The sequence below is a fragment of the Ureibacillus endophyticus genome (assembly GCF_024159215.1).
Taxonomy (GTDB): Bacteria; Bacillota; Bacilli; order Bacillales_A; family Planococcaceae; genus Ureibacillus; species Ureibacillus endophyticus.
Window position 1 is genome coordinate 1,131,820 of sequence record NZ_JAMYWW010000001.1, and the last position, 26,949, is coordinate 1,158,768.

The 26,949-nt window shown below is 34.7% G+C and carries 27 protein-coding genes; 16 read left to right on the top strand and 11 right to left on the bottom strand.

Annotation, left to right across the window (positions count from 1 at the left end):
- Positions 1–8 precede the first annotated feature (8 nt).
- From NKR20_RS05505 to NKR20_RS05535, 7 genes are all read left to right on the top strand, one after another.
- A complete protein-coding gene (locus tag NKR20_RS05505) occupies positions 9–1,055 on the top strand; it encodes a type IV pilus twitching motility protein PilT (RefSeq protein ID WP_253424295.1) in 1,047 nt (348 codons plus the stop codon).
- Positions 1,052–2,263, top strand: a complete 1,212-nt coding sequence (locus NKR20_RS05510; protein WP_253424298.1) for a type II secretion system F family protein — start codon at positions 1,052–1,054, stop codon at positions 2,261–2,263. The genes NKR20_RS05505 and NKR20_RS05510 overlap by 4 nt, the downstream gene beginning before the upstream one ends.
- Before the next feature lie 45 nt (positions 2,264–2,308).
- Positions 2,309–2,803 (top strand): type II secretion system protein, encoded by a 495-nt coding sequence (locus NKR20_RS05515; RefSeq protein ID WP_253424302.1) that lies wholly within the window; start codon positions 2,309–2,311, stop codon positions 2,801–2,803.
- Positions 2,804–2,911: 108 nt separating this feature from the next.
- The gene (gene pilM, locus NKR20_RS05520) at positions 2,912–3,889 is read left to right on the top strand and encodes a type IV pilus biogenesis protein PilM (protein WP_253424306.1); all 978 of its coding nucleotides are present in this window, start codon (positions 2,912–2,914) and stop codon (positions 3,887–3,889) included.
- Positions 3,886–4,482, top strand: a complete 597-nt coding sequence (locus NKR20_RS05525; RefSeq protein ID WP_253424308.1) for a hypothetical protein — start codon at positions 3,886–3,888, stop codon at positions 4,480–4,482. The genes pilM and NKR20_RS05525 overlap by 4 nt, the downstream gene beginning before the upstream one ends.
- Positions 4,482–5,171 carry a potassium transporter gene (locus NKR20_RS05530; RefSeq protein WP_253428063.1) on the top strand — a complete coding sequence of 230 codons (690 nt, stop codon included), beginning with the start codon at positions 4,482–4,484 and terminating at the stop codon, positions 5,169–5,171. The genes NKR20_RS05525 and NKR20_RS05530 overlap by 1 nt, the downstream gene beginning before the upstream one ends.
- Before the next feature lie 31 nt (positions 5,172–5,202).
- Positions 5,203–5,955 (top strand): prepilin peptidase, encoded by a 753-nt coding sequence (locus NKR20_RS05535; protein ID WP_253424311.1) that lies wholly within the window; start codon positions 5,203–5,205, stop codon positions 5,953–5,955.
- Between the two features lie 320 nt (positions 5,956–6,275).
- On the opposite strand, the gene NKR20_RS05540 is transcribed toward NKR20_RS05535, so the two are convergent.
- On the bottom strand, positions 6,276–7,499 hold the full coding sequence (locus NKR20_RS05540; protein ID WP_121216054.1) for an IS110 family RNA-guided transposase: 1,224 nt from the start codon (positions 7,497–7,499) through the stop codon (positions 6,276–6,278).
- Positions 7,500–7,801: 302 nt separating this feature from the next.
- Here NKR20_RS05540 and NKR20_RS05545 point away from each other — a divergent pair, with 302 nt between their 5' ends.
- The gene (locus NKR20_RS05545) at positions 7,802–8,515 is read left to right on the top strand and encodes a gamma-glutamyl-gamma-aminobutyrate hydrolase family protein (RefSeq protein ID WP_253424314.1); all 714 of its coding nucleotides are present in this window, start codon (positions 7,802–7,804) and stop codon (positions 8,513–8,515) included.
- Between the two features lie 158 nt (positions 8,516–8,673).
- Here the strand turns inward: NKR20_RS05545 and lexA are convergent, their stop codons facing one another.
- Positions 8,674–9,294: a transcriptional repressor LexA gene (gene lexA / locus NKR20_RS05550; protein ID WP_253424317.1), complete on the bottom strand. Its 621-nt coding sequence runs from the start codon at positions 9,292–9,294 to the stop codon at positions 8,674–8,676.
- A gap of 168 nt (positions 9,295–9,462) precedes the next feature.
- On the opposite strand from lexA, the gene yneA reads away from it, so the two are divergent.
- From yneA to tkt, 5 genes are all read left to right on the top strand, one after another.
- Positions 9,463–9,801: a cell division suppressor protein YneA gene (gene yneA / locus NKR20_RS05555; protein ID WP_253424319.1), complete on the top strand. Its 339-nt coding sequence runs from the start codon at positions 9,463–9,465 to the stop codon at positions 9,799–9,801.
- Positions 9,798–10,451 (top strand): YneB family resolvase-like protein, encoded by a 654-nt coding sequence (locus tag NKR20_RS05560; protein ID WP_253424322.1) that lies wholly within the window; start codon positions 9,798–9,800, stop codon positions 10,449–10,451. The genes yneA and NKR20_RS05560 overlap by 4 nt, the downstream gene beginning before the upstream one ends.
- 374 nt (positions 10,452–10,825) lie before the next feature.
- Positions 10,826–11,482 carry a 2OG-Fe(II) oxygenase gene (locus tag NKR20_RS05565; RefSeq protein WP_253424325.1) on the top strand — a complete coding sequence of 219 codons (657 nt, stop codon included), beginning with the start codon at positions 10,826–10,828 and terminating at the stop codon, positions 11,480–11,482.
- Positions 11,483–11,834: 352 nt separating this feature from the next.
- On the top strand, positions 11,835–12,065 hold the full coding sequence (locus NKR20_RS05570) for a DUF896 domain-containing protein (RefSeq protein WP_253424328.1): 231 nt from the start codon (positions 11,835–11,837) through the stop codon (positions 12,063–12,065).
- A gap of 185 nt (positions 12,066–12,250) precedes the next feature.
- Positions 12,251–14,245, top strand: a complete 1,995-nt coding sequence (gene tkt, locus NKR20_RS05575; RefSeq protein ID WP_253424331.1) for a transketolase — start codon at positions 12,251–12,253, stop codon at positions 14,243–14,245.
- A 147-nt stretch (positions 14,246–14,392) separates the two neighbouring features.
- Here the strand turns inward: tkt and NKR20_RS05580 are convergent, their stop codons facing one another.
- From NKR20_RS05580 to adhP, 4 genes are all read right to left on the bottom strand, one after another.
- A complete protein-coding gene (locus tag NKR20_RS05580) occupies positions 14,393–15,823 on the bottom strand; it encodes a sigma-54-dependent transcriptional regulator (RefSeq protein ID WP_253424334.1) in 1,431 nt (476 codons plus the stop codon).
- Between the two features lie 18 nt (positions 15,824–15,841).
- Complete coding sequence (locus NKR20_RS05585) at positions 15,842–17,470, bottom strand: sensor histidine kinase (RefSeq protein ID WP_253424337.1); 1,629 nt, start codon at positions 17,468–17,470, stop codon at positions 15,842–15,844.
- A 2-nt stretch (positions 17,471–17,472) separates the two neighbouring features.
- Positions 17,473–18,621, bottom strand: a complete 1,149-nt coding sequence (locus tag NKR20_RS05590) for an iron-containing alcohol dehydrogenase (RefSeq protein ID WP_253424340.1) — start codon at positions 18,619–18,621, stop codon at positions 17,473–17,475.
- A gap of 124 nt (positions 18,622–18,745) precedes the next feature.
- On the bottom strand, positions 18,746–19,759 hold the full coding sequence (gene adhP, locus NKR20_RS05595) for an alcohol dehydrogenase AdhP (protein WP_121213964.1): 1,014 nt from the start codon (positions 19,757–19,759) through the stop codon (positions 18,746–18,748).
- Between the two features lie 742 nt (positions 19,760–20,501).
- Here adhP and NKR20_RS05600 point away from each other — a divergent pair.
- Positions 20,502–22,184: a methyl-accepting chemotaxis protein gene (locus tag NKR20_RS05600; RefSeq protein ID WP_253424343.1), complete on the top strand. Its 1,683-nt coding sequence runs from the start codon at positions 20,502–20,504 to the stop codon at positions 22,182–22,184.
- A 47-nt stretch (positions 22,185–22,231) separates the two neighbouring features.
- On the opposite strand, the gene NKR20_RS05605 is transcribed toward NKR20_RS05600, so the two are convergent.
- The 5 genes from NKR20_RS05605 to NKR20_RS05625 all read right to left on the bottom strand — a co-directional run bounded on the left by NKR20_RS05605 (position 22,232) and on the right by NKR20_RS05625 (position 25,875).
- A complete protein-coding gene (locus NKR20_RS05605; protein ID WP_121213962.1) occupies positions 22,232–22,864 on the bottom strand; it encodes a response regulator in 633 nt (210 codons plus the stop codon).
- 33 nt (positions 22,865–22,897) lie between these two features.
- On the bottom strand, positions 22,898–23,959 hold the full coding sequence (locus tag NKR20_RS05610; protein ID WP_253424346.1) for a sensor histidine kinase: 1,062 nt from the start codon (positions 23,957–23,959) through the stop codon (positions 22,898–22,900).
- Positions 23,956–24,639 carry a cell wall-active antibiotics response protein LiaF gene (gene liaF, locus NKR20_RS05615; RefSeq protein ID WP_121213960.1) on the bottom strand — a complete coding sequence of 228 codons (684 nt, stop codon included), beginning with the start codon at positions 24,637–24,639 and terminating at the stop codon, positions 23,956–23,958. The genes NKR20_RS05610 and liaF overlap by 4 nt, the downstream gene beginning before the upstream one ends.
- Positions 24,640–24,878: 239 nt before the next feature.
- Positions 24,879–25,508 carry a PspA/IM30 family protein gene (locus NKR20_RS05620; RefSeq protein ID WP_419095285.1) on the bottom strand — a complete coding sequence of 210 codons (630 nt, stop codon included), beginning with the start codon at positions 25,506–25,508 and terminating at the stop codon, positions 24,879–24,881.
- Between the two features lie 13 nt (positions 25,509–25,521).
- The gene (locus tag NKR20_RS05625) at positions 25,522–25,875 is read right to left on the bottom strand and encodes a lmo0954 family membrane protein (protein ID WP_121213959.1); all 354 of its coding nucleotides are present in this window, start codon (positions 25,873–25,875) and stop codon (positions 25,522–25,524) included.
- Positions 25,876–26,104: 229 nt separating this feature from the next.
- On the opposite strand from NKR20_RS05625, the gene sirA reads away from it, so the two are divergent.
- Positions 26,105–26,533 (top strand): sporulation inhibitor of replication protein SirA, encoded by a 429-nt coding sequence (sirA, locus tag NKR20_RS05630; RefSeq protein WP_121213958.1) that lies wholly within the window; start codon positions 26,105–26,107, stop codon positions 26,531–26,533.
- Positions 26,534–26,654: 121 nt separating this feature from the next.
- Positions 26,655–26,876, top strand: a complete 222-nt coding sequence (locus NKR20_RS05635; RefSeq protein WP_121213957.1) for a YneF family protein — start codon at positions 26,655–26,657, stop codon at positions 26,874–26,876.
- The last annotated feature ends 73 nt before the right edge of the window (positions 26,877–26,949 follow it).

Here is a 26,949-nt window from a genome sequence, read left to right on the forward strand (position 1 = left end):
GTTTTTCTATGAGTATATTATCAATTCGCGATTTACTAATGCGTGCATATACAGAGAAAGCATCAGACTTACATTTAACTGTTGGGGTTCCTCCAATTTATCGTCGAAATGGTAAGCTCGAGCAATATGGTAATGAAATTTTAACACCTGAAATTTTGCATGATATGGTATATGACATTATACCTGAGCATAAAGTTGCGGAGTATGAGAGTCATGGGGAAACAGATTTTAATTTTTCCTTAGATGACTTATGTCGATTCCGTGTAAATGCATTTCACCAAAAAAATTCTAGTGCTTTAGTACTACGACTGATATCATCTAAAATACCGACAATCGAGTCATTGCATATGCCGGATGTACTTTATAAACTGATGGAGAAACCTCAAGGATTAATTTTAGTAACAGGTCCAACAGGGTCAGGTAAATCAACGACTCTTGCGGCAATGATAGATTATGTGAATGAATCAAAAGCAAAACATATTATTACGCTTGAGGATCCAATTGAGTATTTACATAGCCATAAACAATCTATTGTCAATCAACGAGAAATTGGTGTAGATACTGAATCTTTTGCAACAGGTTTACGTGCTGCATTACGACAAGATCCAGACATTATTTTAGTTGGTGAGATGCGGGATTTAGAAACGATTTCAACAGCAATTACTGCTGCTGAAACGGGACACCTCGTATTAGGGACATTACATACATCAAGTGCACCAACATCCATTGACCGAATTATTGACGTGTTCCCACCGCATCAACAAGGGCAAATACGTGTACAACTTGCAAACGTTCTACAAGGAATTATTTCACAACGATTGTTCCCACTAAAAGATAATAGTGGTCGTGTTGCTGCAACTGAAATTTTAGTAAGTGTACCAGCCATTTCGAACTTAATTCGTACTGAAAAAGTTCATCAAATCCCAAGTGTTATGCAAACGAGCAGAGCTATGGGAATGCATACTTTGGAAAGTTCCATTCAAACTCTAGTCTCTACTGGTAAGGTTTCATTAGAAGAAGCAAGACCATACATGAATGTTGGTGAATATAGTTGACGGTTTACAAATATACCGGTCGAACAAAACAAGGTGCACAAAAAAAGGGAACCGTTGATGCACCTACAAAAAAGGCAGCCATTGCAAAACTGCGTGAACAAGGCATTAATCCACGTCAACTCGAGGAATCAAAAAGCCTACTGCATGCTGAAATCAAGCTAGGAGCTAGCGGAAAAGTTAAAAACGAGGACTTCGTTATCTATTGTCGTCAATTTGCAACGCTAATTCGAGCTGGGATTTCCATAGTTGAAGCTACAAAAATATTAGCTGAACAAACAACAAGTAAAGCATTGAAAAAAGTTTTGTATGAAGTTGAAGAAGATGTACGAGCTGGAACACCTTTTTCAAAAGCAGCAAGTAAACACCCAAAGGCTTTCCCTCAACTTTTCGCGAACATGATTAGTTCCGGGGAAGCAACCGGGAATATGGACGATACATTAGAACGCCTTGCCAACATGTTTGAAAAACAATTTAAGTTAAAAAAGAAAGTACAATCTGCATTAACGTATCCAGCGATTTTACTTTTCATTACATTTATAGTTGTGTTTTTCTTATTAATTTTTATTGTACCTACTTTTGTAACGAGCTTCGAAGAAATGGATGCAGAACTACCACTTATTACAGTTTATACGGTTGCATTTAGTAACTTTCTACAAAACTATTGGTGGATAGTGGTATCTATCATTTTAGGTATAGTTTTAGGGTTTCAACTCTTTTATAAGAAAAATAGTCAATTTAATTATAGTATAAACTTAATTTTACTCAAAATGCCAATATTCGGCAAGTTATTGCAAAAATCCGCAATTGCTCGAATGACAAGAACACTTTCTTCTTTATTTAGTAGTGCTGTTCCAATTTTAAATGCATTAACAATAGTAGAAAGAGTGGTTGGTAACCCAGTAATTGGAAAAGTAATTATAGAAGCAAAAACGAGTCTAGAAAAGGGACAATCTTTATCAGGACCTTTTGAGAAAAGTTGGTTGTTTCCACCACTAGTTTCATCCATGACAAAAATTGGTGAATCAACTGGTTCATTGGATTTAATGTTAGAAAAAGTAGCTGATTTCTACGAAGAGGAAGTTGATCGAGCGGTAGATACTTTAAAGTCTTTAATTGAACCGTTAATGATTCTCTTTTTAGCTGGTGTAGTAGGACTAATAGTAGCTGCGATAATGTTGCCTATGTTTAGTTTATATGAACAGATGTAGAGTCTATAAGAAATAGATTTGACAATTTGCAAGGAGGTGAAATGTATGCAACAAAAGTTTGTGCATGAAAAAATAGAAATAAATAATAGAATGAAAAATTTAGGAGGAAAAGGTATGTTTAAAGAAATGAAAAAACGTGTAAATAATCAAAAAGGTTTGACTTTGATTGAATTGCTAGCGGTAGTTGTAATCCTAGCTATTGTAGCTGCAATTGCAGTACCAGCGATTGGTAATATAATTAATAATTCTCGTGATAAGGCAATACTTGCAGAAGCTTCGAATGTACTTTCAGCTGCAAAATTGGCTCATATTGATAATAAATGTACAACTGCAAGTGGAACAACTACATGTAATAAAGCTGCTATTACTCCATATCTAGATGGTGTTACATTAGATGATAATGATAAAGCAGTATTAACTGATGATATTTGGGAGGTAACATATAAAAAATTAGAAAAAATTGTTGGTGATGATTATAAGTCAAATATAACAACAAACACTGTAAAAGAAGCAGACTTAAATACAAACCTTGGAAACTAATAATACTATTATAATGTTATTATAGTTTTTGTCACTTTTCCTGAATTATATAAATAATATTCAGGAAAAGCATAGAAAAACTATTTAATAGTTAAGGAGGTCCTTCGCATGTTCAACTCAAAGAAAAAATCACATATATCCATCGAACTTCGAGATTACATCATACGTGCACTTGTGGTAAAGGGGCCAGACTTTGAACATTCACAGCTTTTTGAAATTCCATTAAAAAATGGAACGATTGTGGAATCTATCATTGAAGATGAAATGGCGTTGTTTGATATATTTAAAAAATATACATCAAAATGGGGCGGCAAAAAGCAAAATGTCCGCCTTTTTGTGCCGGATACGTCTGTTCTTTTAAAAACATTCGAACACCCTGAAGATGTAGATTCTGATAAACTATTAGAGTATGTGCAAATGGAGTTAGGAGAATCAATACGAGTGCCCTTTGAAGATCCATTAGTGGACGTTTATGACCATGTACCTCACGATGGACAAGCTGTTATTTTTGCGGCACCTTCTGATGAAATTTCTAAACTTACATCATTATTTCTAGATATTAAAATGGAGCCTGAAGTAGCGGATATTCGTTCTCTTTGTAATTTACGAATATTAGACAAGATTGGCTATTTAGATGAGGAACGAACATATTTAGTTGCTGATTGGTCCATTAATGAACTTTCCATTTGTATTTATTCACTAGGACAAGTGGAGTTTTTGCGTTTCCAAACCATTGAAACTGACTTACATAAATGGGCTTCCACTGTTGAATCTGAACAAGAAGTTCAATTCTCGTTACAAGGTGACCCACAAAGTTATTTAATGCAAGTGATGGATGAGGTACTTGAACTTGATCGTATGATGAACTTCTTCCGTTACTCTTTACATAAGGGTGAAAAGGGTGTTGACGAAATCATTGTCATGGGGGATAATCCGTTTTTAGAACAGATTACGGAAACATTAAACAATAACTTAGTGGTCCCTTCAAAAATGGTTACTGATGAAGTGATTGCGAAACATTTTCCTAATTTTAAAGGGAAACATGCTGCATTATTAGGCCTCGCCCTTAAGGAGGTTCACCCATGATTCCAGATATAAACCTTTTGCCCAAGTTAGAACGGCGACCAAATAACACAAAATTACTCTATATTTTATTAGCGATTATCGCCTTACTTATATTTAGTCTTTTAGTTTGGCAATATTTTAGTGCAAGAAGCTCATTAGTATCGATTGTAAATGAAGAACAAGCTCTTATTGCTCAACGAGATCAACTTCAATCCCAGCTAAACGTTTACAACGATTCGAAATCCAATATCAGTTTAGAGCAATCTGTACAATTTCTAGATCAAATTTCTTATCAAGTTTCACCGTTAATAAAAGAAATTTTGAATTTACAACCGAATAACTCTTTCTTAAGAACATTCGAATTTGCAGAAAAAAGTGTGACAGTTTGGATCGATTTTGAAACGATGAATGATATATCCAACTATGTAACTCGTTTAAATAACAGTGATTATTTTTTAGATGTGCAAGTTTCCACTATATCGAACTTTGAATTAGTAGTAGAATCTGGAGACACAGTGGAAAGCACTACTAACTTTAATGAACAACCACGATATACAACGAATTTAACTTTAGTTATAGATGAAACCTATTTATCTACTGGAGGTGAAGAGTGATGAAACTTTTCTCCGGTAATAAAAATTCAAGTCTATTATTAGTTATTGCTTTGCTGGCAGCATTATTGTTTGCCTTTTATTACTATGTAGTATTGCCAAAAAAGGAAGAGCTGAACTCAACACAAAACACTATTTCGAGTACACGGACTGAAATTAGGTCAATGCAAGAACAAATTGCAAAATTAGAAAATGAACAAGCCATAGAAACGAATATTTTTTCGCTTCGCAAGAGATTACCGCAAAGTCGTGAAATTGATCAGTTACTATTAAATATTGAAGAAATCGAGTATGTTTCTGGGACAAGGGTATTAAATATCAATTTTAACAATTACGATTCTCTTGTGTCTGAATCAATGAAGCAGGAACAAACAGCACCTGAAGAAAATACAAAGGGTGAAGAAGAGGAAGGAGAAGAGGAAGGAGAAGAGAAAGAAACACCTATCTCCTCAATTGACATTTCAACATTACCTAGTGAATTAAAACTCATTACTTTCGTTCTGGATGTTGAAGCTCCTGATTACAATAGTTTGTTAACATTTATCGAGGAAATTGAAAATTTAGAACGAATTATGCACATCGATGCGTTAAATTTTGAATTACCAGGGGAAGAAAGTGTTATCCAAAATGAAGAGGCAACAGTAACGGTTTCTGTACAAGTAACAACGTTTTATCATGAAGGTACTGAATAATTGAAACAGGTATGAGTAAGGAGCGTTTTCCATGGACATTGTATATGCTATTTTTGCGTTATTATTTGGACTAATTTTTGGTTCATTTTTTAACGTAGTTGGTTTGAGGGTTCCAAAGAAAGAATCAATTGTAACCCCACCATCCCATTGCACATCTTGTCAGCGTAGATTAACAGCACTAGACTTAATACCTGTTTTTTCATACATATTTTTAGGTGGGAAATGCCGTAGCTGTGGCGTAAAAATATCACCAATTTATTTATTAACGGAACTTATCACAGGCATTTTATTTGGTTTTTCTGTCTGGCAATTAGGAATCACGATTGAAACTGCAGTTGCTTTATTCTTCATTTCGTTATTAATGATTATTGTAGTATCGGATATCACATATATGTTAATTCCTGATAAAATTCTATTATTCTTTTTACCATTTTTAGTTTTTGGAAGAATTTTATCACCTTTAGACAATTGGTGGGATAGTTTACTAGGAGCAGTAGTTGGGTTTGGTATTCTCCTATTAATTGCTGTCATTTCGAAAGGCGGAATGGGTGGGGGAGATATTAAACTCTTCTTCCTTATTGGGTTAGTATTAGGTACTGCCAATACTTTAATTACACTATTTCTAGCTTCTGTTATAGGTATGATTGTTGGAATTATTGTATTAAAGGGGCGCGGTCATGGAAGAAAAACGCCAGTGCCTTTTGGTCCATCCATTGCACTTGCTGCAATAATTGTCTATTTCTATGGAGAAGACATGTTAGATTGGTATATGGGTTTATTTTAGGAGGTGTCCAAAAAGTAATAATTTTTTGGACACCTCTTTTCTTTCTTGATAAATATCTCTTATGAATTATTGCTCCTGCGGTAGTCGAAATAAATTTCCACTATCCTCGTCGCAAAGGAGTTGTCTCAAAATGACTTTTCAGACAACTCCTTTTCTTACGATTAGTCAAGTATATTTAAGTTATTTCTTTTATTTTAATGAATTAGTTTTAGAAGGGAGGGGTACCCCTCCCTTCTAAAACTAATTTTTTCATGCCGAAAAAACCTAACGATTTTTATTTTTTTCGAAAGGTCTATATGATATAGTTGTATTACGTTTTATTACGATTTCTGAGCTGGTAGTGCGGACTCATAATCGTATAGGATTCCTCGTGTTAATAACTGAAAGGTCACTTTCAAAAATTTATTAACACAAGCTATCATCGCAACCTTATGAGGCTTTCTCTGAGGTTGCTTTTTTAATTTATAATAGTAATCCGCAAAATGATTGGGTTTTTCTTTTAACATAAGCATCCCTTGTATCATGAAATATAAAATTTTTCGCAAATGTTTATTCCCACGCTTATTGATTCGGTCCCGATATTGTGTGTTGCCAGATTGATAACGCATAATATCAATTCCTGCGTATGCATTTAATTGTTTCGCATTTTTAAAACGGCGAATATCACCGATTTCACCTATCAGACGACAAGCGGTTGAATCGCCCACACCAGGAATAGAACGTAATACAAGATATTCTTGACGTTCTTTTGATAACGTCTTCATCTGTTGGACAAGCGCTTCTTTTTTATCTTTCAATTCTGCAATCCGTATGGCGTAATCCTTTACTTGATCACATCGAACATCTGTCGGTTTAATGGCTGGATAACTATTTTGCGCTGCTTCGATTAGCTCAATTGCTTTTTTCTCTGCACGAGTAAGTGAAAGGTTCTTTTTTGTATTTGCCTTTAAATGATTTTTAATTACTGTTTTTGAATGGGCTAATACAAGTGCTGGATGTGGATACAGCTGCACGATATTTAAGAATAAAGCAGAACTTGGTGTAATGAGTTTTTCAAGCTCTGGGAAGCTCATATGCAAAATCGCATGCATCCGACTTTTAAGTAAAATTATTTCTTCATCCACTTCATCGTAATAACGTGTGAGAGCTCGCATCTGTTCATAATAATCCTCTTGAACGTATGTCGTTTCACGCTCCATTTTAAAGTGTGTTTTCGCTAATTCGTGTGCATCACTTACATCCGTCTTATGACGTCGCATTTTTGCCATTTGTAGGTTCGCTTCAAGCGGGTTCATCCGACTATATGTATAACCATGATTTTTTAAAAATGCTTCTACCGATTTCGAATAGACACCAGTTGCTTCAAAGACAATTTCAGGTGCTTGTCCATCAAACTTCGTTATTTCTTCAATACGATTATGTAATCGTTCAAAATCAACTCGGGTATGATTTAGTTCACCTTCATATTCACATTGTCGATATTGATTATACATAACTACCGAACTTTTCCCTTTACTCACATCTAACGCAATGACATGATTCATCATTCTATTCTCCTTTTTAGCCAATCATAGAAGTCCTCACATTGCCTTATCGATTCCACTTTCTTATACACGATCTCTTGGACCCAACATACTAAACTGATTCATATAAGGATGTGAAGTTAGCCGGTTTTTTTTACGGACTCTCATACGGTCCCTGGAGCTGTTCGACTTTCCTTCACTTCTACTATAAAAAAATAGTAGCACAAACCATGGCCTTGGTTTGTACTACTAATGTTAGTATGTTTTTATTGTCAGGAATGATTTATAGCCCCCTTCGAATAGTTTATAGTGGAGGTGGTTTTGTGAAGCCAATCATCGGAATTACAATGACAACGAGTGATGGAAAGTATTGTATTAACTCTCCTTATGTTAAATCGGTCATAGATGCTGGTGGGATTCCATTTTGTATTCCTTTTGGTGTTGAAAAAGATGTCAGGCAAGTAATCGATTCAATTGATGGCCTATTGTTAACAGGTGGGGTCGATATACATCCTCACTATTTTCAAGAAGAGCCACATCCCAAACTCGGTGAAGTAATGTTAGAGCGGGACAAAGTAGAAATTGCTCTTGCTCATGCGGCGTTAAATCATAAGCTACCTGTTTTTGCAATTTGCCGAGGCATTCAACTATTAAATGTAGCACTAGGTGGAACATTATATCAAGATATTAATGCTCAGTACGAAGCTGAGCCATTATTGCACAAACAAAATGCATTAAGACATGAACTTGCTCATTTTATAGAAATTTCGAATGGAACGAGATTGCATAATATTTTAGGAAAAGATCGTATTGCAGTAAATTCTCTTCATCATCAGGCAGTTAAGGATGTTCCTGCATTATTCCAAATTTCTGCTAGAGCTAGCGATGGCATTATCGAAGCAATGGAATTAAATGACTATCCGTTTTGTATAGCTGTTCAATGGCACCCAGAGGAAATGGCTGCAAAAGGGGAGGAGCATTCTTCAAAATTGTTTAAGGCATTTGTTGAAGCATGTTTGGAACAAGGTGTAACTTAAAAAAAGTGAACAATAGGGAGTGCTAAACGCACAAGTTCAGGGTTAAGTGCACGAGAGAGAATACTAAACGCACAAGCCATACTTATTAAAATAAGAAATTCAGCTCCACAAAAAATGGTTGTCCTTCAGTCTAGTTATGACTAAAGTGACAACCATTATTATTGAATATTGCGGTATAAGCCAACAACTTTACCTAAAATCGTAACTTGGTTTACTAAAATCGGATCCATACTTGAGTTTTCTGGTTGTAATCTAAAATGTGTTTTTTCTTTAAAGAAACGTTTTACCGTAGCTTCGTCATCTTCAGTCATAGCTACAACAATATCCCCATTGTCGGCTGTTGAGGTTTGTTTAACAATGACATAATCTCCGTCTAATATACCTGCTTCTATCATGGACTCTCCCATTATCTCAAGCATAAATAGATTTTCTTCACCCGTTCCATATGTATCTGGTAGAGGGAAGTATTCTTCTATATTTTCAATTGCTGTAATTGGTAAACCTGCAGTAACTTTCCCAACTAGAGGAACATGGATTACGGATTGTTTTTGAACAGTGTCACTTTCATTTTCTAATATTTCAATTGCACGTGGTTTCGTAGGGTCTCGGCGAATTAGACCTTTACTTTCTAAACGTGCTAGATGGCCGTGTACAGTGGAACTCGATGCAAGACCTACTGCTTCTCCAATTTCTCGAACAGATGGTGGATATCCCTTCGTACGTACTTCCTCTTTAATAAAAGCTAGTATCTCTTCTTGTCTTTTTGATAATTTTTTCAACTTTCTCACCTCTTTAAGTGAATATCTATCTCTATTAATTACATATAGTATAGCAGTGAAAGATTGGAAATGCAAACATAGGTTCGAAAATGTTATTGACAAAAACATGTGTTCGTATTAAATTAGGAACATAGATTCCGAACAAACATTCGATTAGGGGTTGATAGTATGAATTGGTTACAGAAAAATAATTACATCGTTGTACTATTTATTGCATTTGTTGTAATAGTAGGCATTTTATTAATAACAGATAACGGGAAAACAACATACGAACAAATAGAAATTCAACATGGTGATACACTTTGGACTTTAGCAGAACATTATCGTGGAGATATGAAGCCACAAGAATGGATTAATCTTGTACAATTGGAAAACCACTTAAACAATGAGATAATTATTGCTGGACAAGTTATCACTATCCCAATTGCTGAAGATAGTCATTACATTGCCCAAAATAAAATGAATGAGGATTCTCATTCAATAGAGGTAGCGAGTAAAGATCAATGAATAAAAGTGCAGTAATTTACACAAGAGTGAGTACAGAAAAAAATACACAGGAAACTTCTCTCAAAAGACAACAAGAAGAATTATCCCGTTATGCTGAACAAATGGGTTATCGAGTTCTAGCAACTTATCAAGATCAACAGAGTGGCTACGATGTAGAGAGAGAAGGCCTATTAGATATGATGGACTATATAAAAGAGCACAATATTTCTGCATTGTTTATACAGGATGAAACCCGTTTAGGACGAGGAAATGCAAGAATGGCAATTCTACACTTACTTCAAAAAAGTGGAACAACTGTATACTCATTAAATAATGCTGGTCCACTAACATTAAACGAAATGGATACAATGCTTCTTGAAATATTGGCTATTGTGGAGGAATATCAACGAAAGATCCATAATGCGAAGATTAAAAGAGGGATGAAACGAGCTGTTGAAAATGGCTATCGTCCTGAGTTGAATATAAAAAATCGTCAAAATCACGAAGGTCGTGAAAGAATTGATGTGCCTATTGAAGAAATAGTGAATTTGCGGGAAAAGGGACTTACTTTCCAAGAAATCGCTTCTACATTAAGAGGATTAGGGTTTCAGGTTAGTAAGGCAACAGTTCATCGAAGATACACTGAATATATAGAAGGACTTGGAGACTAGAATTTGTGCTTCAAGTGTTGCAATCTTTTAAGAAATGCATATATATAAATTACTTGGGGTTGGTTCATAAAGAACTGGCCCCATTTTTTGTCTCATTACCTTAAAACTATCACTAAACATCGCAACAATTTTCCCATGAATGCAATGTCAATTTCATTTTCTGCTTTGATTCACCTCAACAAAAAATCGCGTAAAATCCCATATACAATGAAAATTTCATAAAGAAAAATTTCCGTAGGCGAAAGTGATTATATAAAATACATTTTTATCCTATAAAGTTATTAAATCCATAAAAAATTAATGATAAAGGACAAAAATTATTGTAAAATTCATATATATTAACTTTTAATTCCATTAAATGGAGGAAATTGGAAATGACTACAAATGTAGCTGAGATTCGTTCAAAGGAACAAACAATCTTTAATTTCACTGGAAACAAAGTTAAAACAGAGGACAGAGTAATTGATGTATTGGCGAAATACGAAGAACCGTTAGTTGTTGTATTAGGTTCTGTATTAAATGATGAAGAATGCGACAGACTCATCGAATTATCAAAGAATCGCCTTCAACGTTCCAAAATTGGAGTAGAAAAAATCGTTAGTGATATCCGAACAAGTAGTGGATCATTTCTTACGGACGTTAATGATGAAATTGTGTCAAAAATTGAAAAAAGAGTTTCTTCTATCGTGGGTATCCCTGCAGAGCATGCGGAAGGTTTGCATATTTTAAACTATAAACCTGGGCAAGAATATAAAGAGCATTTTGATTATTTCGCAGCAACAAGTAAATCAGCAAGCAATAATCGCATTTGTACGGTTGTATTATATTTAAGTGATGTGGAAGATGGTGGAGAGACGTATTTCCCAAAACTTGGCCTAAAAGTGTACCCTAAAAAAGGAATGGCTGTATACTTTGAATACTTCTACAACGATCAAACATTAAATGAATTAACATTACATGGCGGCGCTCCAGTCGTTACAGGCGAAAAATGGATCGCAACGCAATGGTTTAGAAGAAAGAAACTTGATTAATTCACAATATACATAAACTAATGTGAGTTTTTTTCTATCTCAATCATCCTATAATCTACGAAATTTAATGATTCCCCTTCTACATGATAGAAGCAGAATTGGAAAACAAAATGTTTACCAATTCCGCTTATTTTTTTACTTACTAGAAGACAGCACCTGCTTACAACTCTTCATCAAAATTTCCCCAAAGACTCTTAAAAATATATGGTTTAATCTATTTATATAAGAAAGAAACCTTATTAAATAGCGACTTTTTATAAAATTAATGCCCAATTTGTTAAGGTTTATTACTTGCGCTCCCAGTCTTTTTTACTTACCTTTTAAGTAGTGAAGATTGAAAGGTGAGAGAAATATGTTATCCAAAGAAAAAATCGAACGAATTAATGCACTATCTAAAAAAGCAAAGTCTGGAACATTAACTGAAGAAGAAGCAAAAGAACGCACACTTCTTCGTAAGGAATATTTAGAATCCTTCCGTAACTCATTTAGAAATACAATCGAAAATGTGCAAGTGTATGATTCGAATGGCAATGAAGTAACGCCAGAAAAAATAAAAAATATCCAAAAGAATAAATTGAATTAATAGAGTAAAAACTTTAAAACAGTGCGTGGCTATACATTGACATAGCTGCATTGTTTAATGATGTAGCACAATTCAAAAAAAGTATGTCATAAATCCGAAAATGTCTGTAAATAGGATTGTTTTCTTACACAATCTTGTCTAAACTGTAAAAGTATACACATTAGCACGAGAAAGGATGTCAAATAATGGCACAAAACGCGGATCTATTAGCAATTAACGCTATCCGAACATTATCTATTGATGCAATTGAGAAAGCTAATTCGGGCCATCCAGGTTTACCAATGGGTGCAGCTCCAATGGCATACACTTTATGGACGAAACAATTACGTCACAACCCACAAAATCCAAACTGGTATAACCGCGATCGCTTCGTTCTTTCGGCTGGTCATGGTTCTATGTTACTTTATAGCTTATTACATTTAGGCGGATATGGTTTAGATATGGAAGAAATTAAAAACTTCCGTCAATGGGGCTCTAAAACTCCAGGACATCCTGAATATGGCCATACAGTAGGTGTTGAAGCGACAACAGGACCACTTGGACAAGGTATTGCAATGACTGTTGGTATGGCTATGGCTGAAAAACATTTAGCTGCTACATATAACAAACCAGGTCATGAAATTGTAGATCACTACACATTTGCACTTTGTGGTGATGGGGACTTAATGGAAGGTGTAGCTGCAGAGGCAATCTCTTTAGCTGGACATTTACAATTAGAAAAATTAATCGTGTTATACGATTCAAATGATATTTCTTTAGACGGCGATTTAGCAAAATCATTCTCAGAAAACATCCAAAAACGTTTTGAGTCTTATGGTTGGAACTATCTTCATGTTGCAGATGGTAATGATATTGATGCAATTAATGCAGCAATTGAGCAAGCAAAACAATCAAAAGGCAAACCAACTTTAATTGAAGTAAAAACAGTTATTGGTTACGGTTCACCAAACAAATCTGGTAAATCAGATTCGCACGGTGCTCCACTTGGCGCAGATGAAGTTGTTTTAACTAAAACAACATATGGTTGGGAACATGAACCATTCCAAATTCCAGAAGAAGTTTACACAACGTTTAAAGAAGCTGCTGAAAAACAAGGTGCTCAATCAGAGGCAGATTGGAATGCGAAATTTGAAAGTTACAAAGCTGAATATCCTGAGTTAGCTGAGCAATTTATTAAAGCAATGAATAATGAATTACCAGCAGACTTTGATGCAGAAGTACCAGTATATGAAGCAGGAAAATCAGTTGCAACACGTTCTTCATCAGGTGAAGTGATTAACGCATTAGCGAAAAAAGTACCTTCATTCTTTGGAGGAAGTGCTGACCTTGCTGGATCAAACAAAACAACTATGAAGGGTGAAGGCGATTTCTCACCTGAAACTCCAGAAGGCCGTAACATTTGGTTTGGTGTTCGTGAATTTGCAATGGGTGCTGCATTAAACGGTATGGCACTACATGGTGGTTTAAACGTATTCGGTGGTACATTCTTCGTATTCTCGGATTATGTACGTCCAGCAGTTCGTTTATCTGCATTAATGGGTCTACCTGTAACTTATGTATTTACTCATGATTCAATCGCTGTAGGGGAAGATGGTCCGACGCACGAACCAATCGAACATTTAGCATCTTTACGTGCAATGCCAAATCTTTCAGTTATTCGTCCAGCTGATGCAAACGAATCTGCAGAAGCTTGGAAATTAGCAATTCAATCTAAAAATGTTCCAACTGTGCTAGTTCTTTCTCGTCAAAACTTACCAGTATTAAAAAATTCAGCACAACTAGCAAAAGATGGAGTTGCAAAAGGTGCATATGTAGTTTCACCAGCTACAAAAGAAACGCCAGATGCAATCCTAATTGCAACAGGTTCAGAAGTTTCTCTTGCTGTTGAAGCGCAATCGAAATTACGTGCTGAAGGAATTGATGCATCTGTAGTTTCAATGCCATCAATGGATCGTTTCGAACAACAATCTGCTGAATATAAAGAATCTGTTCTTCCAAAAGCTGTGACAAAACGTCTTGCTATTGAAATGGGTTCTTCATTCGGTTGGCATAAATATACAGGCTTTGAAGGAGACGTTTTAGCAATCGATCAATTCGGTGCAAGTGCTCCTGGAGAAGTTGTAATGGAAAAATACGGTTTCACAGTAGACAATGTTGTTTCTAAAGTAAAAGCTTTATAAAAAAAAGGGAGGTCTGAAAATTCATTTTGAGACCTCCATTTTGCGCCGAGGATGGTGGCATCTTGATGCGACCACCGCAGAAGCAATAATTCCTAAGTGAAGAAAAATGTGCCCAAGAAGTAATTACTTCTTGGGCACATATTTTTTCTATACTTTTCCTTTTTCATTCAATAAATATTTTAATTGACGAGGTGTGATTTTTAACGAATCAGCTGTCTTTTTTCGGTCTCCAACATGATTCTTTAGGGATTTTAAAACAAATGAACGTCCAACTTGTTTTTCTAATTCTTTTACTGAATAAAGCACATCATCTAATTGAATGTCTTTATTTTTATCCCACATCGTTAAAATATTTCTTGTCCAACTCGATAAGTAGGACTCTAAATCATCTTCACTATATTGTATTTCTGGTTGTTGTCCTGTATTTTGCAGTATTTTCTCTGGTAAATAGGTTGGTGTAATGATGGTTTCATCTTCGTCCATTAAAGCTACTGCGCGTTTAACAATATTAAATAGTTCCCGGACATTTCCTGGCCACTCATAATTTCGCATAATGTTTAAACATTCTTGTGAAAAGGACAAATGACTAGCATTTACCTTTTTCAAAAAGAATTTTAGATATAATTCAAGATCTTCCCGGCGCTTTCTTAAAGGAGGAAGGTTTAGTTTTACAACATCTAATCGATATAACAAGTCTTCCCGAAATGTTTTTTCTTCTACTGACTTTGCTAAATCTCTGTTCGTTGCTGCGATGATTCGTGTGTTTGTTTTTCGAACGGATTCGCCACCTACACGATAATATTCACCGGTTTCTAATACTCGTAACAACTGTACTTGGATTCCTAAACTTGCCTCTCCAATCTCATCTAAGAAAAGTGTTCCATTATTAGCAATTTCAAAAATCCCTTTTTTCAACTTTACTGCACCTGTAAATGCGCCTTTTTCGTGTCCAAATAACTCACTTTCTAGTAAAGTCTCTGGGATGGCACCACAGTTGATTCGGATAAACGGTTGATTGTAGCGTAAACTCACATTATGAATAAAATTGGCAAGTACCTCTTTACCTGTACCTGTTTCGCCTTCTATTAATATATTGATATTTTTCTTGGCAATTTTTTCGGCAAGTTTGGCTAATTCATTCATTTCTTTATTTTTTCCAATAATAAACCCAAGTTTAGAAGCTAATTGATTTGTCTCTTCTTGGTTGGCAATTGGCTCTAAATTTAAATGTTTGTCCAATGTTTTTTCTAATTGATCTAAATCATCAAAAGGTTTTTCAATATAGTCATTCGCGCCATTTTTCAGTGCTTCCACGGCTGTTTTGACGGTGCTATAACCAGTCATAATAATTGCTTTACAATTTGGTTGTGAATTTTTTAGCAGTTTTAATAATTCAATTCCATTTGAATCAGGTAGTTTTAAATCAATTAAAGCTAGGTCAAAATTAAATTCTGATATTAAGGTAGTAAAATCATTTTTATTTGTTGCAACACTTACTTGTAATGCTTTCTCCTCCAATAAATGTCTAAAGAAATTTCCAACTTCAATTTCATCGTCCATAATTAAAATATGTTTCAATTTATGAACACAACCTCTCTATTGGCATTTCGCTGGTAATTTTATTCTGAATTCGCTACCTTCCATGTAAGTACTATCGATTTCAATGAAACCATTATGTTTTTCTGCAATTCCTAAACTAACAGATAGACCGAGTCCTGTACCTTTCCCAGGTTCTTTTGTTGTGAAAAATGGATTAAACACATCTTGTTGTTGATGGTGAGGAATTCCACAGCCATTATCCTTTATAGAAAGTACAACCCATTTTTTTTCGTTTTCTATTACTTCTTTCGATTCGATGAGAATAACTTTTTCTTCAGTATCTTTTTCTTCAAGAGCGTCTTTTGCATTAATGAGCAGGTTTAAAATGATCTGCCCGATTTGTTGGATATTTCCTTGGACACAATGAAGATTCTTCGGCAAATCTTTTTTTATTGTTATGTTGAGCTTATTAAATTGATCCCCAATAATATCTAACACTTGTTCCACTGCTTCGTTTATGCAGAAATCTTCAAAACTATACTCGTCTTGGCGTGAGAATGTGAGTAAATTTTGGATAATGTTTTTGCACCTTTTTCCACACACATAAATATCTGATAGCAATTTATTGGTTCGCTCATCAGATTTTCCAACACGTAATAATAATTGGGAGTTTCCTAATATAGCAGTTAATGGGTTGTTTAACTCATGTGCAATTCCTGCTGCAATTTCTCCAATCGCTGCAAGTTTACCAGATTGAATGAGTTGGGCTTCCATTTTTCGTTTTTCTGTAATATCAATAATGTAAATGATATAAGAATAGATTTGATAATTTTTGTTAGTAATTGGATATGCCCGTAATTCAAACAAATGTTGCTTATAATGAAACTCTTGATAATAATTTTCTTCTATAATCGCTAAATCGGAAAGTTCAAGCAGATTTTGCAAGTTTTGACCGATAATATATGAATCAAAAAATTTATTGGCTGAATTATTACACTTTAAAATGGTGCCATTTGTATCAGTTACAAAAATCAAATCTGATACAGCACGAAATGTTTCTTCCCACTCCTTTTTTGAATCCAAAACTTTCTGATACAGCTTTACATTTTCAATACAAACCGCAATTTGATTTGAAAGCTGTTGGAAAAATGATAAATCAGACTCACTAAAGTGGTTTAATTCCTTACTCCCAATGCTTAATACTCCAATGACCGCTTTTTTACTAACTAGAGGTATGATTAGGATGCTTTTTATTCCTAACGAATGATAAGCAGTTTCTTCTTCATAGGTTAGCGACTCACTTTCTAGCTTAAATAAAACCTTTTCAAGAGATAGGATAGAATTCCAATAAAGGGAGTTTTCCTTTTGAAATTGATGTCCAATTGGAAAGTGAATGGAGTCTATTGGATAGACATTTGATAAAAAAAGCTCATTATTTTCATAAAGTGCTAAACTTATTCGATCGATGGCGATAAATGCTTTTATTTTCTCAAATATATTACTTAACATTTCATCAATGGACATTTCAATATTAATACTTTGGGTTACTTCATTGATGACTTCTAACTGCATGTTTTTCTTTTTTAATTCTTCGACCATTACTTTTAATTCACTGTAATAGCTCTTTTTTGAGGATTGGATGCCTGTTAATTTACCGATTAACGATTCTCGCTCTTTTAATACCAAATTTACCAGGCCTTTCCAAATAGTTGTTCAATGTCATCGATGGTCACGTCTCTTGGGTTCGTTAACATACATGCATCATGCAAAGCTGTATAACTCATTTCAGTTATCTCGGAATCTTTCACTTCTAATTCAGAAAGTTTTTGTGGTGCACCGATATCTTCAATTAATTCATTTACTAGTTTAATAGCGATTTTACCTGCTTCCATCTTCGAAATATTCGGGTCTTTAAGTCCAAGTAAGTAGGCAATATCCGCAAATTTTTCTGGATTGGCTAATAAGTTAAATTCCATTACATGGGGAAGAAGAATAGAGTTAATATCACCATGTAAGACTGGATATCTGCCACCAACTGCATGACTCATAGCATGAACAGCCCCTAAAATCGCGTTTGAGAAGGCAATTCCAGCTTGAAGACTTGCCATTGCCATATGCGTTTTTGCTTCCTTATTGTATTTAGATGCTACTGATGAGCGTAAATATTGACCTACTAGAGAGATTGCATTTTTTGCGTGAACATCTGTTAATGGGGTTGCAGCTAAACTAATGTACGATTCAATTCCATGGGTTAATACATCTATGCCTGTAGAAATTGTCAGTTGTGTACTTTTAGTAACAAGTGTTTCAGGGTCAACAATTGCGATATCAGGAATTAATGACTTTGAGATAATTGTCATTTTTTTTCGTTCTTCTGAATTTAGGATAATCGAAAACTGTGAAACTTCTGATCCAGAACCTGCTGTCGTTGGAACCATGATTTGAGGGGGAAGGGGGTGTTTAATTTTATCAACACCTTCATAATCACGAATATGTCCTTCATTTGTAGAAAGTAATGCAATTGCTTTTGCAGCGTCAATTGTACTTCCACCACCAACGCCTATCACTGCATCGCAATGATTTTCTAAATAAATTTCTCTACCTTTTTCGACTTCGTAATCTTTTGGATTAACAGTAATATCCGTGAAGGTTGTATATTTTAATCCCGCTTCTTTACAGTTTTCAACGACTTTATCGAGCCAGCCTGCTTCTGCTATACCCTCATCACTGACAATCAAAACATTAGAAGCACCTAATCGTAGACAACAATCGCCAATTTGCGAGAGAGTATAATTGCCGAAGATGATTTCTGGTAATACAAATTTATGAACGTTCATATGTACCTCCTAAAAAATCTTATATAGTTTTAATTCAATAGAAGTGAGTTTTTCCCTTTTTTCCAAAATAAAAAGGTTGTCCAAATCGACAACAATTCGACTTGAACAACCTTGGTAAGTGCTATTATTCGAGAGTTAAAACAATGCGACCGTTAATTTTTCCTTCTTCCATACGTTTGAATACTTCGTTAATATTTTCAAGTTCAGTAGTTTCAATCATTGCACGTACTTTACCACGTACAGCAAAATCAATAGCTTCTTGCATATCTTTTCTTGTTCCAACAATTGAACCTTTTACAGTTACACCATTTAATACAGTGTCGAAAATTGGAATTGGTAGTTCATCATTTGGTAACCCAACTACAACAAGTGTTCCGCCACGTTTAACTGATTGGTAAGCTTGTTCAAATGCTTTTTTGCTCACGGCAACACTTACTGCTGCATGAACGCCACCAACTTTTTCTTTGATTGTTGCTACTGGATCTTCTTTTAGACCGTTAATTGCGATATCAGCACCTAGTTCAAGGGCTAATTTTGATTTGTCATCGCTAATATCTACAGCAACAACATTTAATCCCATTGCTTTAGCATATTGTAGCGCAATGTGACCAAGACCACCGATACCATAAATTGCTACCCATTCACCTGGTTTTGCACCGGAAACTTTTAATGCTTTATAAGTTGTTACACCTGCACATAAAATTGGTGCAATTTGTACTGGGTCAGCTTCTTTTGGAATACGAGCAACATAGTCAGCTGGTGCTTTACAATATTCTGCATATCCACCATCTACAGAATATCCACCATTTAATTGATCTTCACAAAGTGTTTCTTGTCCAGATAAACAGTATTCACATTCACCACAAGCAGAATATAACCAAGGAATTCCAACACGATCTCCTACTTTAATAGAAGAAACATCATTAGCAACTTCAACAACAATACCAACGCCTTCATGACCAGGGATTAACGGTAATTTTGGTTTTACTGGCCAGTCACCGTGTGCTGCATGTAAATCAGTATGACATACGCCACAAGCTTCAATCTTAACTAAAACCTCTCCACTTTCTAACGTTGGTTTTTCAACCTCTTTGATTTCTAAAGATTTTTTAAACTCATTTACAACTGCTGCTTTCATTAAAATTCCTCCCCTTTCTGGTTATACTTTTATATAAGCAAAACCGATGCCAACTATTAAACCTGTAAAAAAGGCGTATTTTAGTAGATTTTTAGCTCGGAATGGCCAAAATTTTGGCCGTTTTGAACAATAAAATGTTCGTCTATGATTTCTGATTGATTGAAGATGCTGTTGGTTTGGATAAATGCTAAGGGTATCAATAAAAACGTCAATGGAAGTAAGTTTTAGTGATGAAGCTGAAGAAAAATTGATTTTGAGAGTTATATTGAATGGAGGAGGAGGGGGGATTGGCAATCAGTGTAATATGAAGTTCAGTTGTATGTAATCTATCATGAGATTTGACGTGCTCTTTGATATGAAGGTCACTAGAATCAATATTCGTATGAGATTTGACGTTCAACCAGGCAATGAAGGTCACTAGAATCGATATTCGTATGAGATTTGACGTTCATCTCAATTAAGACTGTCACTACAAATCGTAATTTACCTTTTATCACAGCAATTAAGTACACACTAGAATCCACTCTTATTTACTTTTCATACATCCAATCTCTCAAAATAACCCTAAACCTTATTTAAAAATAAAATTGACGAATGAACTCGAAAAAGTATCACTAAAGTCCTTTATTGAATAAATATTCAGATTGTATAATTTTCCATAATATGAGAAAATACCCTTTCTATAGTACTGCCAAATATGTACGATTAATAGTAAGAAGCTTAAAAAAGGTGGTGCACTTACTTGAGATTTTCTATTAAGAAAAAAATGTGGATGGGTTTTAGCTCAATTTTATTCTTGTTAATTGCAGTTACTATTTTAGCGATTGTCGGTCTATTTGATTTAACGAATCGATATAAAGAAATACTAGAGATCGATATGCAGAAGATTGCAAAGATTACCGAAATCGAACAAAGTCAAAGAATTATAGGTGCTACATTGTTGGAGTATGTGACTTTTGAAGATCCTGAATCCTTGGATATTATTAATTCTACAATCGAGGAGCGACTAACTGCTATTGATGCGGTATTTGCACTGGGAATCGATGACCAATCAGCTGCGTTAATTGAAACGTTTAAGATGAATTCTGAAGAATATTTTGCTACGAATGATAAATTAATAGAACAAGTTCAAAGAGGTAGATTAAATGAAGCCACTTTTATTGAATCAAAAATATTGAATGAAAAGTTAATAGGCACTTTAGATGAATTAAAAGTAATTTTTGAGAACGATATTCTTGTGTCACAAACAAATTTGGAATCTTTCCGAAAAGCAGCGAATACAGGATTTACTATTGTTACAATTATTAGTATATTACTAGGCATATTAATTTCATCATTCATAAGTAAAATGATTGCGTCACCAATTTTAAAAGTTACCAAAGCCCTTGAAGAAGTAGCGAATGGAAATTTCTTAATTGAACCTATAAAAATAAAAAATAACGATGAAACTGGTACAATGGCCGAAACCTTCAATAAGATGTTAGCTGATATACGAAATGTTGTGACAAATGTTCGTTCTTCGTCTATTCAGCTTGCAACAAACGCTGAACAGTTATCTTCAACTGCTGAGGAAACATTAGCATCTTCTCAAATGGTTTCATCATCAGCCGAGCAACAAATGTTAACAAGTGAAGAACAATCGAATTTGATGCATTCAGCTGTACAAGCTATTGCTGAGTTAAATGACGCGGTTTCACAAATAGCTTCTGATAATGAATTAATGCTAGGTTCGGCAAATGGAGTTCAAAAATTAGTTAAGTCAGGATCTGCTGTTGTAACGGATGTAGTTCATCACATGAATAATATTCATGATGCCTTTAGTGAAACTTCAAATATTATGAAAAAGGTAGAAAGGCAATCCAACGAAATTCAAAGGATTACATCTTTAATTACAGAGATTTCAGATCAAACAAATTTACTTGCACTTAATGCAGCCATTGAAGCAGCTCGTGCAGGGGAATATGGTAAAGGGTTTGCGGTAGTTGCTGAAGAAGTTCGTAAGTTAGCAGAGCAATCGAAAAATTCCGCAATAGAAATTACATCTATGGTTCAACAAATTCAGTCCGCAAGTAGTGAAGCTGTTAAAGTTATTGCAGTTGGTGGAGATAAAGTAGATCAAGGATTGAGTAAAACAAGTGATTCTCTTGAGGTGTTTAATCAAATTGAAACAAGTGTAGGGGATGTAGTAGTTCGTGTAGAATCTGTGTCAACAGCGATTGAACAAATTCACGGGATGGCGGAAACGGTATTAGATAACGTCCATCAGATTCAGAATCTTGCGAATAATGGGGTACAACTTTCAACAGAAACGAGTGCAGCATCAAAACAACAAATCGCAGCAAATGAAGAGATATCTTCAAGTGCAGAATTTTTAGCGGAATTAGCTGAAAGACTTCAAGTAGAAGTGGAGCAATTTAAAATATAAAAATAAAACGGGTATTCATGTCAATTCGTGAATGCCCGTAAATTGTTCTATTTGACCAATCCATTTTGAAAAGCATAAACAACCGCTTGTGTACGATCTTGTACTTCAAGTTTTGCTAAAATATTGCTCACATGAGTTTTTACTGTTTTTAATGCAATAAATAATTCATCGGCAATTTCTTGATTTGTTTTGCCTTGAGCTATTAATAGGAGAATTTCGGATTCCCGATCTGTTAATTGGTCATGTAACGCGGTTGCCGTACCACTTCTCATTTTTGAAATCATCTTTGTTGTTACTTCTGGTTCGAGTACAGTTTCGCCTTTCATCGTTTTCCGAATGGCTTCTGCAATTTGTTTTGCATTAGATGTTTTCAAAATATAACTGATTGCACCAGCTTCTAAAGCAGGATACACTTTATCATCATCTAGAAAACTAGTAACCATCATTATTTTTGCTTCTGGCCATTTTTGTATAATCTGTGCTGTGGCTTCGGCTCCTGTCATTACTGGCATCACGTTATCCATTAGAATAATATCAGGTCTTAATTGTAAAGCAAGTTCAACGGCTTTAGCGCCATTTTCTGCTTCTCCCACAACCGTCATGTCTGGCTGCGCGGAAAGATAAGCAGATACTCCGATTCGAACCATTTCATGATCATCTGCTATTAATACATTTATCAAACTATCACCTCATTTATTTTGATAGGGGGCTAATTATTCAGACTCCGTTGCATTGACTTCCATATCTAGCTCTTCGGATTCAATATTTGTTTTTAACGGTACCTTGACTTCAACAATCGTTCCAACATCTGGTACAGAAACGATTTTGTACGTACAACCAATTTCTACAGCGCGTTCTGCAATGTTTTTCAGACCATAAGAAGTAGATTTATCTTCTTCCATATTGAATCCTTGCCCATTATCTTGAATACGCAAAATACCGAAGTTGTCCCTTGCCACTAACAGCAATTCCACTTCAGTTGCTTTGGAATGGCGTAACGTGTTGGAAAGTGCTTCCTGAGCGATTCGGAATAAATGATCCTCTTCAGCCTTCGTTAATGCAACTTCTTCTATTTTATAAACAATATTAAAGTAAACTTTTTGTTGCAATTCAACAATTAATTCAGTTAATCCTTGAGCAAGGGTATTGTTTCGTAATGCAATTGGTCTTAAATGTAGCAGTAAAGCGCGCATTTCGAGTTGTGCTTGTTGAACAATTTTCTCCACTTGCTGTAATGTATGTTTGGAATTCCCTAATTCTTCCTCTTGTTCAGTTACGGCAGAAAGTAACATGGAGGCTGCAAAAAGTTGTTGTGAGACAGAATCGTGTAATTCACGTGCTAGTCGTTGGCGTTCAGCAATGATTCGTTCTTGAATGACTTTATCGTTGGCTTCTGCTTTTTCGTTCGTTAATCGTTGTAAGCTTTTTCGTTGAGTATCAATTAGTTCATTTGCTTGTAGTAAGGCCTTTTTCAATGCGTGGGAGACATTTTTCTTCTTTAATGAAAAATCAGGTTCCGCCACTTGCTTTACATATCGAGTTGCTGCAGATTCTCTTGATCTTGCGACGGAGCTCATCCAAAGACTAATAACAATACTTAAGAAACTAATAAAAGTAAAGATGATTGCGATATAAGGTAATTGTTCAAAATTCTTTTCCCATAAAATGTCCCAATTTTTTTCGTTTGGTTCTCCGAAAAATAAAAAGCAGAAGAAAAATGTCATGCCAGTTAATAGAAAGAAAAGTGTGATAGTACGAAAGAAGAATGAAATCATTTACGAATCACCTCCACATCGCCAAGCCATGTTGCCACATGTATGACTAGTTTACGTTTTGCATCTTCTGGGTTTCCATCTTCAAACACTAACTGTTCATTAATTAATCGTTTTTTTCCTTTTCCAAGTAGTTTTGCTTCGCCTAAAATCGTTGAAAATTGTAGGCGGAACGGTATTTCATAAGGAACAATAATCGTCACTTTCCCAATGGATTGACGAATGGATATAACGGATGTTCCGGCAGGTAAAATTGTTTCTGTCGTATCAATTGTAATATCCCCGATAAAACGCTGAATTTGTACATCTTGCCATTTATAATTATCAACTGGAGGTGCAGTTGATCCAATCAGTTCATTCGTTTCGATAGACTTTACTTGAAAATCGTTTGTATCAACCGTTACATATTTTTGTTCTTTTGTAGCATGTTTATATAGCAAATAAATGAGTATGCCAACAATGAGCAAACGTAAACTCCATACTGTAAGAACTGCAATAAATAAGAAGAAACATCCTAGCCAAAAATAGCTTCTTTTATTTTTCGAAAAACTGTAATAGAGTAGTAGTGCTCCAACAATAAGTAAAAAGGCGCCACCATTATTAAAAATTGTGAGCTCGACGAACACAATTAATAATACGATTATTGTAATGAATGTAAGTTGATCTGTACTAAATCTGCTCAAAATGGTCCCTCCTTTTTACATTATTACATAGGTAGGGCTGTGTAGTAAGACACAGCCCTTTTCATTACTTTATTAATAAAATGTTAGAAAATATTGCTCCTGCGGTGGTCGCAATAAAAATTGCCACCATCCTCGTCGCAATTTATCTGTGACGAAAGCAAAGCGCCAGTCACAAAGGAGGCGTCTCAAAATGACTTTTCAGACGCCTCCTTGACAATTATAATTATATCATGTTCGAATTACTTTTGTTCTGTCATTTCTAGTGCTTTTGTCTTTTCTAGTTGTGCTAAACGTGCTTCAAGTTGAGTACGTTCGTAATCTTTTTCAATGTTGTTTGCAAGATTATCGATGTATGAAGATAGCTCGTTAAAATCCATTTCATCATTTGATTTTAAAACATTATCCATTTTATGGTGAGCACGAGTAACATTTTCTTTACCCATTAGTTGTAATTGACGAACTTTCATATCTTTAATTTTGTGCTTCATTGTCTCAAATTTGCGTTCTAAAGAAATAAATTCTTCATCCGCTTTTTCAAGACTTGTAGCTAAAGTAACTTGGCGAGTTTTGTAAGCTTCCACTTCTTGTGTTGCGAATAGAATTAAATCTTCTTCGCCATTTGCTTGGGCAAGTTGAAGTTGATTTGAACGCTTTTCTAACATTTCTGTTGTTTCTTTTAATTCTTTTTCTAACTGCTCTTTTAATTGTGCCTGACGTGTTAGTAATTTACCAGTTTGTTCTGTTTGTTTTTCTGCTTCACGGATATATTGATTTAACATTGCGATTGGATTTTTACGTTCCTTTTTATCAAACATTTCGTGTAAATCTGCCTCAATTGTATACTTAAATCTTTTTAATAAACCCATCATTTTTACCTCTCCCTTATTTTGTAAGTTTTGCCCATTCGTTTTCAAAGTTTGTGAATGGATCATCTTCTTTAATTGTTACATTGCTAAAAGAAACTTCCTCATTGTTCCATTTTTTATATAGAACATAAATTACCGCTAAAGCACCAAGACCAATTAACGCTGGAATATTTGAAATTGCTGAGAATACACCGATTAACCCTAGTACTACATAGAAGATTTTCGAAATAGTTGATTTCGATTTTACATAGTAGTGCATACCAGCAAAGACTAACAATGCTGAAAAAGCAAATCCAAGTAATGGCCCCGTTAGACTAAGTGCAACAATAGCAGCAATTCCTCCAGCAAGTAAGATAAGTAATTTTTTCATTTTTTCTAGCTCCTTTCGTTATGTCTCTATGTTATCTCTCCTGCCAATTTCTTAAAACGGACTGGAATTGCATTTTCAACTAGGTCTAGAGGCTGAGAGGAACTAGGACAACAATACGAAAAGTTAGTTTCCCTCTTATTTGACAAAAATAGAAATGAAATCATGACACTCTTTGACAAAAAATTCAGATTTCTTCTTATATAATGAGTTTAAAGAGAGGAGGACGCATATGAGAAAATATTCGATTTTTAATATAAAAAAACAATATCAATCTTTTGTGTTTGGTAGAGAAAGATTGCTTCTAGAAATGGTATCATCAAAAGGGCAAGCTCTCGAGTCCTCTGTTAGTAAGCAGCTAAGTTTTATCTGCGAACCAATAGAAGGAAGTTTAGAACAAAGTGTTATATATGAACATTTAAAAAAGAGCTTTCCAAATATAAAAAGGGAAGATGATTATTTTATATTTGAACACCAATTTAAAGGTGGCCTAAAACTAAAATTATGTACTTACCATATAGAAGCAATTTGCGAAGGCTCACGGATGTTGGATCTAGATTTGTTTCATTCTTTAAGTCAAATGAATGATTCCTTTATTGCCTTTAACAAAGAAGAAGCGGAATGTGGTTGGTTAAAACCAGTTAAGCATGTTTCTTACTAGATTGAGTTTGTCGAAAAAATAGAAAAAACAAGTGAAAAGCTAGTATCCATAAAATTTATAGTGTATAATCCTTCATGGAGAGTTATCTCGATGTATTCGTAAGTGGAGGAGGTAGGCACAAATGGCTACATGGATTTGGATTATTATCGTTATTATCGCACTAGCTGGAGGAACAGCACTTGGTTTCTATTTAGCGCGTCAATATATGATGAAATATTTAAAAGAAAACCCACCAATTAATGAACAAATGATTCGTGTCATGATGGCTCAAATGGGACGTAAACCATCTGAGAAACAAGTTCGTCAAATGATGGCACAAATGAACAAATTCCAAGATAAATAATCGCAAAACAAACAACAACAGTCTTCATTTGAATGAACTGTTGTTTTTATTTTGTTTTAAAATGGATGATGAT

Coding starts and splice junctions, on each gene's coding strand:
- NKR20_RS05570 (WP_253424328.1), top strand. CDS start 11,835: ATGTTATCCAAAGAAAAAATCGAACGAATTAATGCACTATCTAAAAAA.
- tkt (WP_253424331.1), top strand. CDS start 12,251: ATGGCACAAAACGCGGATCTATTAGCAATTAACGCTATCCGAACATTA.
- adhP (WP_121213964.1), bottom strand. CDS start 19,759: ATGAAAGCAGCAGTTGTAAATGAGTTTAAAAAATCTTTAGAAATCAAA.
- NKR20_RS05620 (WP_419095285.1), bottom strand. CDS start 25,508: ATGATGGGTTTATTAAAAAGATTTAAGTATACAATTGAGGCAGATTTA.
- NKR20_RS05610 (WP_253424346.1), bottom strand. CDS start 23,959: ATGATTTCATTCTTCTTTCGTACTATCACACTTTTCTTTCTATTAACT.
- pilM (WP_253424306.1), top strand. CDS start 2,912: ATGTTCAACTCAAAGAAAAAATCACATATATCCATCGAACTTCGAGAT.
- NKR20_RS05535 (WP_253424311.1), top strand. CDS start 5,203: ATGGACATTGTATATGCTATTTTTGCGTTATTATTTGGACTAATTTTT.
- NKR20_RS05515 (WP_253424302.1), top strand. CDS start 2,309: ATGCAACAAAAGTTTGTGCATGAAAAAATAGAAATAAATAATAGAATG.
- yneA (WP_253424319.1), top strand. CDS start 9,463: ATGAATTGGTTACAGAAAAATAATTACATCGTTGTACTATTTATTGCA.
- NKR20_RS05565 (WP_253424325.1), top strand. CDS start 10,826: ATGACTACAAATGTAGCTGAGATTCGTTCAAAGGAACAAACAATCTTT.
- NKR20_RS05525 (WP_253424308.1), top strand. CDS start 3,886: ATGATTCCAGATATAAACCTTTTGCCCAAGTTAGAACGGCGACCAAAT.
- NKR20_RS05505 (WP_253424295.1), top strand. CDS start 9: ATGAGTATATTATCAATTCGCGATTTACTAATGCGTGCATATACAGAG.
- NKR20_RS05590 (WP_253424340.1), bottom strand. CDS start 18,621: ATGAACGTTCATAAATTTGTATTACCAGAAATCATCTTCGGCAATTAT.
- NKR20_RS05540 (WP_121216054.1), bottom strand. CDS start 7,499: ATGAATCATGTCATTGCGTTAGATGTGAGTAAAGGGAAAAGTTCGGTA.
- sirA (WP_121213958.1), top strand. CDS start 26,105: ATGAGAAAATATTCGATTTTTAATATAAAAAAACAATATCAATCTTTT.
- NKR20_RS05625 (WP_121213959.1), bottom strand. CDS start 25,875: ATGAAAAAATTACTTATCTTACTTGCTGGAGGAATTGCTGCTATTGTT.
- NKR20_RS05635 (WP_121213957.1), top strand. CDS start 26,655: ATGGCTACATGGATTTGGATTATTATCGTTATTATCGCACTAGCTGGA.
- NKR20_RS05530 (WP_253428063.1), top strand. CDS start 4,482: ATGAAACTTTTCTCCGGTAATAAAAATTCAAGTCTATTATTAGTTATT.
- NKR20_RS05560 (WP_253424322.1), top strand. CDS start 9,798: ATGAATAAAAGTGCAGTAATTTACACAAGAGTGAGTACAGAAAAAAAT.